Below are 15054 nucleotides of genomic sequence, written 5' to 3' on the forward strand. Positions count from 1 at the left end.
TATATTAGTAATGAATAATTTTAAGAGGCGTATATGTGAGTAAAAGTAAGCATAAAAATAAAATAATATTTGATCAAAATAAAATTAAATACTACTATGGTATACCTCATTGTCATTCTAGCTACTCAACGGGGAAAGGTACTCCTTTAGATTTATATGAATATGCTATTAAATGCGGTTTGGATTTTCTATTCATAACTGATCACAATGACTTTTTAATAAATAAGGCTACAATAAAAAGCAATACTGTGAATAGATGGACTGCTACTAATTATTATGCAAATAAAATTAAAAAAAATAAAGAAAGCTTTTTGCCTATAGTTGGTTTTGAATGTAAAACAGTTTCTTATGGTGACTTAAATATAATTAATCCACTTAATTTTTTTAGTGGTACTGTTAAAGACATAAGATTACTTACACTATGGATGTTAAATAATAGTAATGCATTTATTAGCATTAATCACCCCCATAGAAACGTCACAACTTTACCTTATAATGAAGTTTTAAATAAACTAATTACATCAATTGAAGTTTTTAATGGAAATCCTGCATCTAGATATACAAATCATGAGAAGCAATATTATACTTTGTTAGATCAAGGCTGGAAACTTGGTGCTATTAATGGTCAAGATAATCATAAGGTTAATTTCGATGAATCTGAAAACCTAACTGTATATATAGGAAATAGCCTAAATAAGGACTCTCTTATAGATGCCTTTAGAAATCATAGAACATATTCTACAGAATCTAGATTTTTAAAACTTTATTTCACTATTGATGATACCTTTATGGGTGATACCCTATTTGTTAGCTCTTCAAAAATAAAATTTTGTATCTTTGCTGAGGATATAAGATATAAAATTAATGAGATTCAAATTTTATCAAATGGTGGAAAAATAATAAAAAAAATAACAGACATAAATTTAAGCAGTATCAAATACATTTACGAACATACTACCTCATTGGAGGAAAACTGGTATGTTATAAAACTTCTTCAAGATAATAAAAAAGTAGCTATAAGTTCTCCTATTTTTATAAAACATCCTGATCGAAGTTACATCTAAATAATAAAACACCAGAATATTCTGGTGTTTTATTGTTATTTCTTTTCATTATTTTTATTATTATTTAAATGTTTAACTCTATTTGGTTTTGCCTTAGGCACAATTTTTAATTTCTTTTTCCTTCTTCTTTGGTCCTCCAGTAGTTTGGATATCTAAGAACCATAAGAAGAAAGTTAATGTTATTATCATTAATATAAATGAAACCCACCAAATGTTTCTACCTAAAATCGTAGGCATAAACAGTTGTAATACAAAAAATGCAATTGCTATTCCTAAAGGTATATACTTATTAATCTTAACTTTTGAAAATATGTATTTTCTACCTAAAATCATTATACCAAACATGATTGCTAATATTATTACAAAATATAGTATTGTAAATAAAAAATTTCCCATCAATATTTCTCCTTCCTTTAACTTTCTCATAGTATATATTACCGATTATTTTACATATTTTCAAGATACTTTCCCTTCCAAATTTTATAAATTGTTAATTTTATTATTAGTTTCGTAAAAGAATTTTATTTTTCACTTCATTTTTCATATAATATTTGATAAAATGTATTAAAGATATTATAAATTTATTAAAGGGGTGTTATCATGGGTTTAAATCAGTCCTATCAACTTGATGAATTAGATTTTCAAATTTTAGATATATTAATAAAAGATTGTAGAACTCCATATTTAGAAATAGCTAGACTTTGTCACGTTAGTGGTGGTACTATACATGTTCGTATGAAAAAAATGGAGGAACTTGGAATTATAAAAGGCACTAAAATATTATTAAACCTTCCAAAACTTGGATATGACGTTTGTTGTTTCGTTGGTATATATATAGATAAAACATCTTCATTCTCTGCTGTATTTGATGAAATATCTAAAATTAATGAAGTTGTTGAATTACATTTAACTACTGGTGATTACTCTGTATTTGCTAAAGTTATATGTAAAAACATTAGTGATCTTCAAGATATTCTACTAAATAAAATCAATGTAATACCAGGAATTCAAAGAACAGATACAATAATTTCATTAAATCAACCAATCGATAGAAATATATCTATATAATTATATATTAATCCCCTCTCTAAAGTAGATAAATTTAATTATCTTCTTTAAAGAGGGGGATTTTAATTAGTTCATAATCTATTTTTATAAATTATTTATTATATTAAATAATTCTATAGCAGCTTTTCTTGGTCCATTTTGTTCTTCACCCTTAATTCCTAAGCAAGTTTTTATTTGTCCAACTTTTACATTTTCTTTAAACATAATCTCAAAATAATCATTTATTAATATTTCCATTTCTTCTTTCTTTTGAGCTGGTCCAAATGGGTTAGCAAAATAACTTTCCACAAATCCTTTCTCAGATGTAGTCCCTTTTGCCATTCTTGGCCCTGATTTGAATAAATTAATTGCATCTTCTACATTTTCAAAATACTCAATAGATTTTTCATCTTTATTAACCTTAGTAAAGTTATTAGCATATAAAAATAAATCTACTTTATATCCCTTTACAATTTCACTATATGGTGCAATTGGCATAACTAATCTAGCATTAATCTTATCTGGATTCATAAATATACTTCTATCAATTTCTCTAAATGCATACCCTTGTGATAAATCGTCTAACCTAACAAAAGCTCCAATCTCAGTTCCATAACCGTAAATTCCATCCTCTTTCTTTTTAAATGTCCCCATATCATCAAAAATAACTGTCATATTACTAATATATTCTTCACTTAAAGTACGAAAAGCTTCTAAACTTTCTGATTTACCTGCTCCACTGTCTCCCATTATCACTACATTAGCACTCTTTCCATTTTTCAATTCAACATTTACCATTGCACCATGTATAGGTAAATTTCCTCTTTTTATCATTATTAGGTTATGCAATGTTAATATCATCTTTTTCATATATCCAAAATAATCAATTTCTTCTGAATAATTTATATAACCTAACATAATATTATTCTCATCATCATCATAAAATATAGTTTTTAGCTCTTCTTGATCATTAGCTCCAAATACAAAAACTATATCTGGCTTTCTTCCTCTACACTCTTCTATCTTTGCCATTTCAAATAAATTACATAGAGTAATACCATGACTCATAAAATCTCTATGAAAATAAACATATGCAATTAATTCTCCTACCTTTGCTGGATAGCAAAACCAATGATCCTTATTTATATGCATATACTTTAATGGATTATACTTAACCTCAGTAAACATCCCACTTCTAGTATTTTTCTTTGGATATGTTATAAAAGGTGGTTCTAAAAGAATACAATCTATAAAATTAATATACTCTAGTGCTTCATAATCATTAGGTACTGGCCACAAAAGTCTCCCTATCATAACACTACAATTTCCACCTGCTGTTATTTGTCTAAATACTTGTGGACTTCTTCCTAAAACATTTTGTTCTACTTTTCTATAAAGCTTCAATATAAGCTTTGAAAAAGATGAATTTGCCTCTGTAAAATTCATAGCTGCAAGACCTTGACTCACCTTATCATTTTGAATAATTGTATATCTCTCGAGATTTCTCCAAAATAAATAAAAATCTTCTATTAGATTTATAAACTCGTCCTTATTTCCTAAAAGTTCTAAATATGATGGATTAAGTTCTATAACTTCTTTAACGCCCATTATTGTTAAGCATTTAAAAACTTTAGTAAGAGTATCTCTTATCTCATTTTTATCCTCTGTATTTAAAGTTCTAACTAAATATCTATAAGATAGACTTCTTTTCTTCTCTGATTTTTTTAAATATACATTTAGTACCCTTCTAAATCCCTCACTTTCTAATAAACTCTCAAAATTATTACAAAATTTTGTTGAAAAGTTTATCAGCACCTTATTATTGCTTATTGAAAATTCATTTTTCACATATAGCCCCCCTTTGATAAACTATCTAATTTTTCTCAAACAATCTATTATTTGATTATACCATTTTTTACCTAATGTTTCATTAAACAAATTTTTATTTAATTTTTAATTAACTGTAAATATTATTTATTTAAAATTTGGATATAATTTATACTACTATGATAAGTTTATAAGGGGTGATTTATGCGATTAAAAAAACTAATATATTTATCCTTATCTTTATTTATTTTATTATGCTTATTTAAATCTCCTATAAATTTCTTTAATAAAAATATAAATTCCAATAATCTACTTATTCACTATATTGATGTCGGTCAAGGTGATTGTATTTTAATTCAATTAAATAATAAAAATTTATTAATCGACTCAGGCCCTAAAGATAGTAAAAAATCATTAATTTCATATCTTGATAATTTAAATATTAAAGTTATTGATTATTTAATAGCTACCCATCCACACGAAGACCATATTGGCAATATGTCTACAATTATAAAAAGGTATGCTGTAAAAAAATTTTATGCCCCAAAAGTTTCTCATACATCTACAACATTTGAAAATATGGTTTCAGCATTAATTGATAAAAATCTAAAAATAAGTATTCTTAAAGAAGGTACAGATAGTATTACCTTAGGTTTAAACGCTAAATTTTCTGTGTTTTCTCCACCTGAAAATCTTATTTCTGATAACTTAAATGACTATTCTCCTATTATTAAGCTTGAATACTTAAATACTTCTTTTTTATTTACAGGTGATGCTGAAAGTATATCTGAAAATTATGTTTTACTCTCAAAATATAATTTAAAAGCTGATGTTCTTAAAGTAGGCCATCATGGTTCTTCAACTTCAACTAGTTCAAACTTTTATAATTCTGTAGCTCCCTCTATAGCTATAATATCAGTTGGATTAAATAATACTTATAATCATCCTACTTCTGAAACATTAAGCATATTAGAATCTAACAATCCCCTTATTTATAGAACAGATATTAATGGAACTATAATCTTAAATTCTGATGGTAATAAAATAGAAATAACTACCAAAAATAAATACTCCTATAAATGATAGATGCTCCTAAAAAATTTAGGAGCATCTATCATTTAAGGATATTAATCCTTAAAATAATACAAATCTATCAATTTGTAACTTATTCTAAAAGATATCTATCTTCAGTATTATTTTTTTCTTCTTCACTTTCTTCTAGGCTATCTTCACTACTTTCTATATTATCGCTCTCATCATTATCGCTATCATCAACTTCTTCAATTTCATCTATATCTATGTTTTCAACATTTTCTAAAGATTCTTCTATACTATTATCCATATCAATTTCTTCATCTTCAATGCTATCTTTACATTTTATATACTTTTTCCAATCAACAAATATTTTATATAAATTCACTACATCTTGTTCATTATATAATAATATAGTTTCAATTTTTTCTTTCGGCATTCTTAGTATATATTCTTTATCTTTTAATACTTTATGGAAAGTTTTAGCTAAATTAGATCCACTAATAACTTCACTTTCTCTATATATTTCAAATACTTTCTCTAAATTTTTAAGTCCTATAGATGTATTCATTTCTTTTTCATATTCTTTTTGAATATCAACTGACTTAAATTCTTTTTCAAAATCATAATAAATATTGAATTTATTAAATAAATATTTAATAACAGTAAAATCATTATTTCCCGAAAAAGTGACTATTACCTTTTTACCTAACCTTTTCATTCTCATGAAATACCTTTTAGCTAAAAGAAGTATTTCAACTACCTCTCCTTTATTTTCAATCATATATTGAGTAACATATATTTTCTTATCACTTTTATTATATACACATGCTCCAAATACACCTATACATTTTGGTTTCTTATATACATAATGTTCTAAATCAAAAAATATAATTTCTTCTGGACTACACTCTCCCTCCTTACTTTTTAATATTGTTTGTAGATTATATTCTCCTACATCAATAACATTTTCTCTAATTATCACACTATCACTCTTTCTTACATTTATTTTATCTCCTGTATTAAAACTAATGCTAGTATTTTTATCTTTTTATTATACCATGTAATTAAATTAGTGAATACCTTTTAAATTGCCTAAAAACACCTAATTCTATACTTATCTAACACTTTACTCTGCTCCTCCTAATATTGACCTTTTTTTTATTTTCTGATATTATATTTGTATAAATTTATTTGATAATGATTTTCAATTTGAGGTGAAATAAATGTGCATTTGCGATTTAAAACTTGGTGAAAAAGCCAAGATAGAACAAATAAATGGAGATTCAAAATTAGCTAAAAGACTTTCTGCCTTAGGTCTTATACAAGGTACAGAAATTGAACTTAAAAGAGTTGCCCCTTTAGGCGATCCTTTAGTAGTAAACTTAAGAGGTTTTGATTTAGCCATTAGAAAAAAAGATGCAAAAAATATATTATTAACAGCATAGTTTATAAATTAAAAGGGGATGACAAAATGAAAACTATTGCTCTACTTGGTAACCCCAATGTTGGTAAAACCACACTTTTTAACAGCTTAACAGGAGCTAATCAAAGAGTTGGAAATTGGGCCGGAGTAACTGTAGATAAAAAAGAAGGTTCTTTTAATGATTTTAATATCATAGATTTACCTGGAATATATGCAATGGATACTTATTCGAACGAAGAAAAAGTATCAAAAGATTTTTTAGAAAACGGACAAGTTGATTTAATATTAAATATTATAGATGCTTCAAATATAGATAGAAATTTATATTTAACAATGCAATTAAAAAGATTTAAAAAGCCTATTATATTAGCTGTTAATATGATAGATGTTGCTGAAAAAAAAGGAATAAATATTGATTATGATAAGTTATCTAAACTTCTAGATGTCACTGTAATTCCTATACAAGCATCTAAAGAAGAAGGAATAGACGATATTAAAGCTGCATTAGAAAAAATTAATTATAAGACTATAGATGAAAATGATTATAATTTTTCTTCTGAAAAAGAAACGTATAAATACATAGAAAATATATTAGATGATTGTACTGAAAAAGTTAATAGCACACATAAGTCTACAAAAGAAAAATTAGATAACATAATGCTTAATCCATGGCTTGCATATCCAATTTTCTTTGCAATTATGGCATTAACTTTCCAAATTACTTTTTCATGGATTGGACAACCACTTTCTGATCTATTAGATACATTGCTAAATGATTCATTAGTTCCACTTATAGAAAACTTAATTCATGGAATGTCACCATGGTTTCAATCACTTATTCTTGATGGTATCATAGGTGGAGTTGGTGGAATATTAGTTTTACTACCTATAATTTTATCACTTTTTGCTTGTATTACTGTCTTAGAAGATAGTGGTTATATGGCAAGAGTTGCTTTTATAATGGATAAAATCATGAGAAAAATGGGGCTTTCAGGTAAAGCTTTCATCCCAATGATTGTTGGATTTGGATGTTCTGTTCCTGCAATTATGACTGCAAGAACTTTAGAAAGTGAAAAAGATAGAAAACTTACTGCGCTTTTAATTCCACTTATGAGTTGTAATGCAAGATTACCTGTTTATAGTGTATTTGCTGCTGTATTTTTCCCAGATAAAATCGGGCTTATAGTTGCCTCTCTTTATTTCCTAGGAATTTTATTAGCATTTATACTTGGTATTATATTTAAGCATACAATATTTAAAAATGAAGAAGAACCATTACTTATAGAGTTACCAGAATATAAGTTACCATCACTAAAAAATCTTTTTAATCAACTTTATGAAAAAACTAAAGGATTTTTAGTTAAAGCAGGTACTTTAATCTTTGCAATGAGTATTGTTCTTTGGTTCTTATCAAACTTTAACTTTAACGGAATGACTGATGTTAATAATAGTATTTTATCTTCAATAGGAGGATTTATAGCACCTATATTTAAACCACTTGGATTTGGTAACTGGCAATCTTCAGTATCATTATTAACTGGTTTAATAGCTAAAGAAACTGTTGTTTCTTCAATGGGGGTAATATTTGCTGGAGATTTATCAGCTATGCTTCCACTTCACTTTACAACACTTTCAGCTTTATCTTTCTTAGTATTTGTATTATTATATACACCGTGTATAACAGTAGTTGGTACTATGAAAAAAGAATTTGGTACAAAAATTACTTTATTCTCAGTATTTTATCAACTATCTTTAGCTTGGATAGTTTCATTCTTAGTATTTAATATAGGTTCGTTATTTATATAAATACTTTTAAATTTAGTTTAGATAAAGTAAAGTTTTCGAACTTTTAAAAAGAAGGTGACTTATTTGGAAATTATAATTACAGCGCTTTTGCTTGTAGCTTCAGTATATATATTATTTAAGAATGTAAAAAAATCTTCAAAAGGAAACTGCAACTGCGGAAGTTGCTCTTCTAAGTGTGATAAATATAAAAAATAAGGAGTTGCATTTGTAACTCCTTATTTTTTAATTTATAAATACATTTTTAAAGATTATTGTTTCTTTATTATTAATCATTTATTCCGCTAAGAGCTTTTTTATTTTTCTCTAATAGCTTTCCATAATATATTTTTATAGTTGCTGCTGTAGGAGAGGCTAATAGCATACCTATTGGTCCAAAAAAACCTCCTCCAATAACAACTGAATATATTATCCAAAAAGGTCTAACTCCTACCTTATCTCCTATAAGCTTAGGATCTAAATACCACCCATCAAACATTTGCAACGAAAATAATACTAAAAATACTACTAACCCCTTAAAAGGTGATACAAATACATTTATTAAAAAACCAATTATCTCTCCTATAAATGGTCCAAAATACGGTATCATATTTGTTATTCCAACTAATATTGCTATTAAAATAGAATATTCAGATTTAACTATATTTAGTAATATAAATGCTAAAATACCTATTATAGTTGAATCTATAGCCTTTATCCCTATGTATGTTCCTATCATAGAATTATATGTTTTTATGAATTCTATTATTTTATCTGAATTCTCCTTCTTAAAAATTAAATACATAACTCTTTTTGCTTCAAATAATAGCCTTTCTTTATCAATAAGGATATATATAGCAACTAATAATCCTAAAATAAATTTTACTATTAGAGATGAAATACTAACCATCTTCATAAGTGAACCTTCTATAGCTGCTATTGCAATTTCTCCAGCTCTATCTATGTAATAATCAATATTTATTTTTGTTCCTGTTGTGCTAATTAAGTGTTTGTATTTCTTGCTTATCTAAAATATCATTAATAAATTTTTCAACAGAATTTATATATTCAGGAATATTACTTACTATATCCTTAATATTCTCTATAAGCTCTGGAATACAATATAATGCTAACAATGATATAGCTCCTATTAAAACAGCATAAGTCAATACAATAGATACTCCCCTACTTAGCTTTGCTTTTTTTTCAAATATTTTAACTAACGGATTTAAAACATATGCTATAACTATTCCGTATATGAATGGCATTGAAAATGATATTATTTTTCTTAAAACCCCTACTAAAACATCTAAATTGTCTATTAATTTAAATATAACTAGAGATACCCCTATTATAATTATTACAGCTATTATTAATTCTTTATATCTATTACTCTTAAAAATCAAAGCCTTCCCTCCTTTTTATTTATCTATTAAATTGATTATAACAAAAATATAGTTCTAAAGTAATTCTATCCCAATTAAATCTAAAGTATTTTTAATAATTTTACAGCCTGATTTAATTAAAACTACTTTTTCTTTATTTAATTTCAATTCTTCTCTATTTAAAGCTTTGTAGATATCGTTTAAAACATTAATAAGTTCTATAATATATCTACTTAATATTGATAAATCTAAATTTACTGTACATTTGTTAAGTACACTTGGAAAATCCTCTAAAATTTTAATTAACTTGCTCTCTTCATTTAATAACTTTTTATTTAAATTACATATTTCTTCATTTTCATTTAGGTAACCACAAAGTAATTTTAATCTATTATATGAATTTAACACATATATATAATTTTTCTCTTTATATGAAATAATTTTGTCTAGTTCAAATAATATTGTTTTTTTATTTGAATTATTTATATAATAAAAAACTATTGAATCTCTTACTATTTTATTTATTGTATTGCTATCATATAATATCCCATTTATATTATGATAATTTAAAATCTTTGCTGAAAACTTCTCTATTAAAGAATCTAACGACAAGAATTCATCTTTTCTTATGAAAATGTTATTTTCTAAAATCTTAACTATTCCCAGCTTATAGCAAGAATAATTTTTAGTATTACCATATCCACTAACTTCTAGAATCTTTACTAGTTGCTTAAAATGAGTATATTGTGATGAATTTATAATATATATATTCTTGTGATAACTATATTTTCTATTATATCTTGTAGCTTTATTTAAAATAGTTGCATTAATGGTATTTATTTTTCCTTCATTTGATATTATATACGGGGGCATATTATATTTGTCCAATAATATAACCTCACATCCATTTTCATAAGTCACTAGATTTTTTGCTTTAAAGTCTTCTATTATGTTTTTTATATTTTCTTCATTATTTTCTTCATTCATATTATTGGGGTATTCTATTTTATACCCCTGATTTTCAAATACTCTTTTTAATGATTGCATTGATATTTCTAAAAAAACTCGCTCTATAGCAGAAATTTTATCCATATTTATTCCATAATATTCAATAACTACACTTTTACTTTCTTCTCCACTATTTTTTTTATAAATATAATTACTTTTTAATATTTCTTTTATAATATAAGTTTTATCTATAAAAAAATTTAAATATGCACCTACACTCTCTGTCCTTTCAAAATATATACTATTTATTTGTTCTTTCAATTCTCTAGCTATAATAATAGGTGATTTTTCAATCTTATCTACTAATTTAAAACACGGTAAAGTGAAATCTCCCATATAAGCTTCTTTAGGAACTTCTATTAGATTTTCTATTATATCCTCTTCTAGCTTCAAGTTCTTACTTAGTTCCTTAACTAATTTTTTTTTATAATCAATCATACTATTCTCCTGTATATTTATTAAAGGATATTATATGTGCTAAGCGAAAATATTTTAATTATTTTTAGATATATCAAATATTTATTAAATATTTTTTATTAATAATCCTTTATTTTTTCTACTATTTTATATATTATTATAATTAATAATTAAAATAATAGGAATGGTGAACTATGATTAGAGTAGGAATAATTCATATAGGATCAAGTAAAATTAGATTATTACTTGCCGAGATTGATAATTCGGGTTATTTTAAAATTATTGATGAATTAAAAACGCCTTTTAAAATATGCTATGAATTATCAAAGGAGTGTGTTTTATGTAATGAAAAATTTAACTATATTTTATCTACATTAAAAACGTACAAATCCCTTTGCGAAATATCTGGGGCAAAAGAAATTTTTACTATAACAACAAGCTTTTTTAATACCTTAAAAGATAGTGATAATTTAATTGCCATGATAAAAAATGATCTTAATTTAGATTTAAAAATTCTCTCTCCAGAAGAAGAAATTAAATATACAGCTTTAGGTGTTAATAAAAGCTTAAATGTTTCTAATTCACTTGTAGTTGAAATAACTGGTACATCTACTAATTTAATTGATATGAAAAATGGAGAAATAAAAAATTGGATTTGTCTACCATTTGGTGGTATAAATTTAGCATATACCTTTAACATAACAGATAGAATATTAAATTCAAACTTAGATACTAGCTCTAATTTTGTAATAGAAAAACTTAAAGATATAGAATGGCTTAATACAAATTTTGATTCAATAATTTTTGTAGGTGAACTTTCTAAAACATTAGTTAAAATTGACAAGTTTAGAACACACTATCCTTTAGAAATTTTTAATAATTATGAATTATCCCGCGTTGGAATACATGAACTTTATAATATATTCAAATGTAAAGATTTAAAATTACGTCGTAAAGTTGAAGGTATCGACTTAGATATGGTTGATAGTATTTTTAGTTCTTTACTAATCCTCAATGAAATATTAAAAATAACCTCTATTGATATTATAAAAGTTTCAAATAATACCCTTAGAGAAGGTATGATTTATGAATATCTTTATAATAATTACGATGTTAATGATGATATATTAGACTATAGTATTTATGGTATATTAAACTCGTTAAATTCTAATATTCAACATGCCGAACAAGTTTATTTTATATCTTCTTTACTATACAATGAATTAAAACCACTTCATAAGCTAGGTGACAATTATTTAAATATTTTAAAAACTGGTGCTATGCTTCATGATTGTGGAATTAGTATAAATTATCAACAACATCATAAGCATTCATTTTATATAATTTTGAATTCTTTTATTAATGGTCTTACTCATAAAGAGCAACTTATGAGCGCAGCTATTGCCGCTTCTCATAGATTTAATAATTATCATTTACCTTTGGTGCAATTCTCTTATTTAGTTAATAAACTAGATATAGATATAGTAACTAAAATAGGTGCATTAGTAAAAATAGCTGAAGGACTAGATAGAAGTCTTGTAAGTGTTGTAAAAAAATTAAAAGTATCTTTTGATGATGAAAAAGTAGTAATTACAGTTTCTTCACCAAGTAACTTAGATGTTGAAATACATCAAGCTTTAAGAGGAAAATATTTCTTCAAGGAAATTTATAAAAGAGATTTATATATAGAAAAGGAAAAGTGGCAAGACTAACTTGCCACTTTTTTATATCCCAAATATTAATTTTCCTATTGTTAAAAATAAATTATAAATAAAACTTACTGGTATTGAAAGAATTCTTCCACCAACTAAAATAATTGCTATAAGAATTAAAAATTGATATTGATATATCTTATCTGATACCTTATAAAATGTTTTTGGCCATAAATCTCTAAAAATATCAAATCCAGCTAATCCCGGAAGAGGTAATAATGTAAATACAAATAAACTTATATTTATTGAAGCTGTATATCCTATCATCCTACTTAAAATATAAAATGCAGTATCTGGTAGTATGTTAAGCAAAAATTTATAACAAAATACATATAATATCATTGCTATAAATCCAACTAATAAGTTTGCAATTGGTGCAGCTATAGATACTTTTATAGCATCTTTATACCCTCTTTTATATGCACTTGGATTAGTATTTATAGGTTTAGTCCATCCAAATCCAACAAGTAAAATCATTAAAAATCCTATAGGATCAATATGTGCTGCTGGATTTAAAGTTAACCTTCCTTGAAATCTTGGTGTCTTATCTCCTAGTTTATCTGCAACTAACGCTCTAGCATATCCTTGAGCTGTAAAAGCTATTAATGCTCCAGGAATAGTTAATATTATCGTTAATAAATCAAAATTAAATAATCGCATCTTTTCACCTTCTCATATTATTTCTTAAAACATTATATCACATAATATGTAAAATTTATTTTTATTTAATAATAATTTCATAAAATTTATTTATATAAAAAATTAAGGAACTATTATTAAAATAGTTCCTTAATTAAAATATAATTTATATTCACTTTTTTATCTTATTCTATACTTTCTCCACTTACTGGAGGTGCTACTTCTTCTGTAGGTGGTGTTACTCCTCCATCTGGTGTTTCCTCTATTCCACTTCCATCTGGATTTGTACCAGTTGATCCATCTGGATTTGTTTGATCTCCTCCAGTTGTTGGTGGCGTAGTAGTTCCACCTTGATTTTGATCTGATCCCCCTCCACCAGTTGTTGGTGGTGTTGTAGTTTCACCTTGATTAGAACCATCAGTATTTGGTGTTGATGGTGTTGATGGTGTCGATGGAGTTTCTGGAGTTTCAACAGTTCCACCATTTGGATTAGAAGGTGTTACACTACCATCTGTAGATGAATTATCATTTGAATTATCCTCTGAGTTATCTATAGATGTTTCTGGTTGTTTTTCTGGCAACTTATCTTCAGCATCAATATAATCTTCTGGGTTTATATTATTTATATTATTATAGTATCCTTCTTGTGCCGCATAATCAGCTAATACTTGATTTAAATGTTCATAATCATACTCATCTGGATTTGGTATTTTATCTTCATAAATAAAGTCTTTTAATACTTTAGCATTTTGCTCTTTATCAATTAAAAATACCCATCCTAAATCTTTATATAATCTACCTTCTGCTAATTCAGTTACTGGAATATATAGTTGCTCTGTTTCTAAAGTTGGAAATTTATAAATAGTATAAGCCATATTTAATGCTTGAAGTGGCTCAATATTAGTTTTTATATAATCTATCATTTTGTTCATAATACCTAAATATTTGCTTGGTTTAGTTTCCTTTAACTTTTCTGCAAGCTTAAATAAGACTTCTCTTTGTCTTTCAGTTCTACCATATTCATCTCCAACATTATATCTTATTCTTGCATAAGATAATGCTTGCTTACCATTTAATACTTGTAATCCTGGCTCTGTAACTGGGCAATCATTACCTCCTGTTGATTCTCCTATATATTTATTTAATTCTTCTATTACATAATCTTCAACATTTAATTCTAAGCCACCAATTTGATCTATTACTGCTTCAAATCCCCAGAAATTTATTACTACATATTTGTCTAAATTTATATCATATGTATCTCTAATAGTTTCCATTAACAATTCAGGACCACCTAATGCATAAGCTGCATTAAGCTTTGCTTCTCCGTATCCTGGAATATCCACTAATGTATCTCTAAATAATGATGTTAACTTAATTTTCTTATTGTTATTATCTAATGTTGCAACAATTATTGAATCTGCCCTACAATTTTCATCTAAATCCCTAGCATCTATTCCTACTAATAAAACATTTGTTATTCCTTCAACCTCTGTGTATTCTCCATTTGATATAGATGTTGATGGATTATAAATTTTACTTCTAATGTACAGATATCCCGAAACTAGTATACCTATAATAAAAATAAAAACACATAATGTAGAAACAATTGCCTTCTTTTTATTAGACCACTTTTTTTTATTTCTATTACTTCTCTTTCTTCTTTGCTCACTCATTTTTTAGCCATCCCTTCAACAGAATTAAATTTTAAACAT

15 protein-coding genes are annotated in these 15054 nt (G+C 25.7%); 7 read left to right on the forward strand and 8 right to left on the reverse strand.

The window, feature by feature from the left end; translation table 11 throughout:
• Nucleotides 1-35 precede the first annotated feature (35 nt).
• Entirely contained in the window at nucleotides 36-1064 is a 1029-nt protein-coding gene (locus tag HMPREF0216_RS09365; RefSeq protein WP_005213805.1) for a CehA/McbA family metallohydrolase, read from the forward strand.
• A 93-nt stretch (nucleotides 1065-1157) separates the two neighbouring features.
• Here the strand turns inward: HMPREF0216_RS09365 and HMPREF0216_RS09370 are convergent, their stop codons facing one another.
• A complete protein-coding gene (locus HMPREF0216_RS09370) occupies nucleotides 1158-1460 on the reverse strand; it encodes a hypothetical protein (RefSeq protein WP_341349486.1) in 303 nt (100 codons plus the stop codon).
• A 204-nt stretch (nucleotides 1461-1664) separates the two neighbouring features.
• On the opposite strand from HMPREF0216_RS09370, the gene HMPREF0216_RS09375 reads away from it, so the two are divergent.
• Nucleotides 1665-2132, forward strand: a complete 468-nt coding sequence (locus HMPREF0216_RS09375; protein WP_005213807.1) for an Lrp/AsnC ligand binding domain-containing protein — start codon at nucleotides 1665-1667, stop codon at nucleotides 2130-2132.
• Between the two features lie 84 nt (nucleotides 2133-2216).
• Here HMPREF0216_RS09375 and HMPREF0216_RS09380 read toward each other — a convergent pair whose 3' ends face one another.
• The gene (locus HMPREF0216_RS09380) at nucleotides 2217-3959 is read right to left on the reverse strand and encodes a phosphoenolpyruvate carboxykinase (ATP) (RefSeq protein WP_005213808.1); all 1743 of its coding nucleotides are present in this window, start codon (nucleotides 3957-3959) and stop codon (nucleotides 2217-2219) included.
• Between the two features lie 183 nt (nucleotides 3960-4142).
• Here HMPREF0216_RS09380 and HMPREF0216_RS09385 point away from each other — a divergent pair, with 183 nt between their 5' ends.
• Nucleotides 4143-5021, forward strand: coding sequence for a ComEC/Rec2 family competence protein (locus HMPREF0216_RS09385; protein WP_005213809.1), 879 nt, complete (start codon nucleotides 4143-4145; stop codon nucleotides 5019-5021).
• Between the two features lie 82 nt (nucleotides 5022-5103).
• Here HMPREF0216_RS09385 and HMPREF0216_RS09390 read toward each other — a convergent pair whose 3' ends face one another.
• Entirely contained in the window at nucleotides 5104-5955 is an 852-nt protein-coding gene (locus HMPREF0216_RS09390; RefSeq protein ID WP_005213810.1) for a ribonuclease H-like domain-containing protein, read from the reverse strand.
• 241 nt (nucleotides 5956-6196) lie between these two features.
• Between HMPREF0216_RS09390 and HMPREF0216_RS09395 the strand changes: the two genes are divergently transcribed.
• From HMPREF0216_RS09395 to HMPREF0216_RS16795, 3 genes are read left to right on the forward strand one after another with little or no spacing between them, the layout of a single operon-like run.
• Complete coding sequence (locus HMPREF0216_RS09395) at nucleotides 6197-6418, forward strand: FeoA family protein (RefSeq protein WP_005213811.1); 222 nt, start codon at nucleotides 6197-6199, stop codon at nucleotides 6416-6418.
• 26 nt (nucleotides 6419-6444) lie between these two features.
• Nucleotides 6445-8202: a ferrous iron transport protein B gene (feoB, locus tag HMPREF0216_RS09400; RefSeq protein WP_005213812.1), complete on the forward strand. Its 1758-nt coding sequence runs from the start codon at nucleotides 6445-6447 to the stop codon at nucleotides 8200-8202.
• Between the two features lie 54 nt (nucleotides 8203-8256).
• Nucleotides 8257-8397 carry a FeoB-associated Cys-rich membrane protein gene (locus tag HMPREF0216_RS16795; RefSeq protein WP_423219173.1) on the forward strand — a complete coding sequence of 47 codons (141 nt, stop codon included), beginning with the start codon at nucleotides 8257-8259 and terminating at the stop codon, nucleotides 8395-8397.
• 70 nt (nucleotides 8398-8467) lie between these two features.
• On the opposite strand, the gene HMPREF0216_RS17910 is transcribed toward HMPREF0216_RS16795, so the two are convergent.
• The 3 genes from HMPREF0216_RS17910 to argS form a co-directional block, all read right to left on the reverse strand.
• Entirely contained in the window at nucleotides 8468-9094 is a 627-nt protein-coding gene (locus HMPREF0216_RS17910; protein ID WP_005213814.1) for an AI-2E family transporter, read from the reverse strand.
• Between the two features lie 82 nt (nucleotides 9095-9176).
• Nucleotides 9177-9584 (reverse strand): AI-2E family transporter, encoded by a 408-nt coding sequence (locus HMPREF0216_RS17915; protein ID WP_005213815.1) that lies wholly within the window; start codon nucleotides 9582-9584, stop codon nucleotides 9177-9179.
• 54 nt (nucleotides 9585-9638) lie between these two features.
• Entirely contained in the window at nucleotides 9639-11009 is a 1371-nt protein-coding gene (gene argS / locus HMPREF0216_RS09415) for an arginine--tRNA ligase domain-containing protein (RefSeq protein ID WP_005213816.1), read from the reverse strand.
• A 173-nt stretch (nucleotides 11010-11182) separates the two neighbouring features.
• Between argS and HMPREF0216_RS09420 the strand changes: the two genes are divergently transcribed.
• Complete coding sequence (locus tag HMPREF0216_RS09420; protein ID WP_005213817.1) at nucleotides 11183-12700, forward strand: Ppx/GppA phosphatase family protein; 1518 nt, start codon at nucleotides 11183-11185, stop codon at nucleotides 12698-12700.
• A gap of 12 nt (nucleotides 12701-12712) precedes the next feature.
• On the opposite strand, the gene HMPREF0216_RS09425 is transcribed toward HMPREF0216_RS09420, so the two are convergent.
• Together HMPREF0216_RS09425 and HMPREF0216_RS16345 are read right to left on the reverse strand one after the other, a co-directional pair.
• Nucleotides 12713-13360 carry a site-2 protease family protein gene (locus HMPREF0216_RS09425; RefSeq protein WP_005213818.1) on the reverse strand — a complete coding sequence of 216 codons (648 nt, stop codon included), beginning with the start codon at nucleotides 13358-13360 and terminating at the stop codon, nucleotides 12713-12715.
• Nucleotides 13361-13524: 164 nt separating this feature from the next.
• A complete protein-coding gene (locus tag HMPREF0216_RS16345; RefSeq protein WP_005213819.1) occupies nucleotides 13525-15015 on the reverse strand; it encodes an LCP family protein in 1491 nt (496 codons plus the stop codon).
• Nucleotides 15016-15054: the final 39 nt, after the last annotated feature.

It is taken from the genome of Clostridium celatum DSM 1785 (genome assembly GCF_000320405.1).
Lineage (GTDB): Bacteria > Bacillota > Clostridia > Clostridiales > Clostridiaceae > Clostridium > Clostridium celatum.

Bases quoted from the DNA above. Each gene is read 5' to 3' on its own strand.
- HMPREF0216_RS09375 (WP_005213807.1), top strand. From the start codon at position 1,665: ATGGGTTTAAATCAGTCCTATCAACTTGATGAATTAGATTTTCAAATT.
- HMPREF0216_RS09370 (WP_341349486.1), bottom strand. From the start codon at position 1,460: ATGGGAAATTTTTTATTTACAATACTATATTTTGTAATAATATTAGCA.
- feoB (WP_005213812.1), top strand. From the start codon at position 6,445: ATGAAAACTATTGCTCTACTTGGTAACCCCAATGTTGGTAAAACCACA.
- HMPREF0216_RS09425 (WP_005213818.1), bottom strand. From the start codon at position 13,360: ATGCGATTATTTAATTTTGATTTATTAACGATAATATTAACTATTCCT.
- HMPREF0216_RS17910 (WP_005213814.1), bottom strand. From the start codon at position 9,094: ATGAAGATGGTTAGTATTTCATCTCTAATAGTAAAATTTATTTTAGGA.
- argS (WP_005213816.1), bottom strand. From the start codon at position 11,009: ATGATTGATTATAAAAAAAAATTAGTTAAGGAACTAAGTAAGAACTTG.
- HMPREF0216_RS09385 (WP_005213809.1), top strand. From the start codon at position 4,143: ATGCGATTAAAAAAACTAATATATTTATCCTTATCTTTATTTATTTTA.
- HMPREF0216_RS09420 (WP_005213817.1), top strand. From the start codon at position 11,183: ATGATTAGAGTAGGAATAATTCATATAGGATCAAGTAAAATTAGATTA.
- HMPREF0216_RS16345 (WP_005213819.1), bottom strand. From the start codon at position 15,015: ATGAGTGAGCAAAGAAGAAAGAGAAGTAATAGAAATAAAAAAAAGTGG.
- HMPREF0216_RS09395 (WP_005213811.1), top strand. From the start codon at position 6,197: ATGTGCATTTGCGATTTAAAACTTGGTGAAAAAGCCAAGATAGAACAA.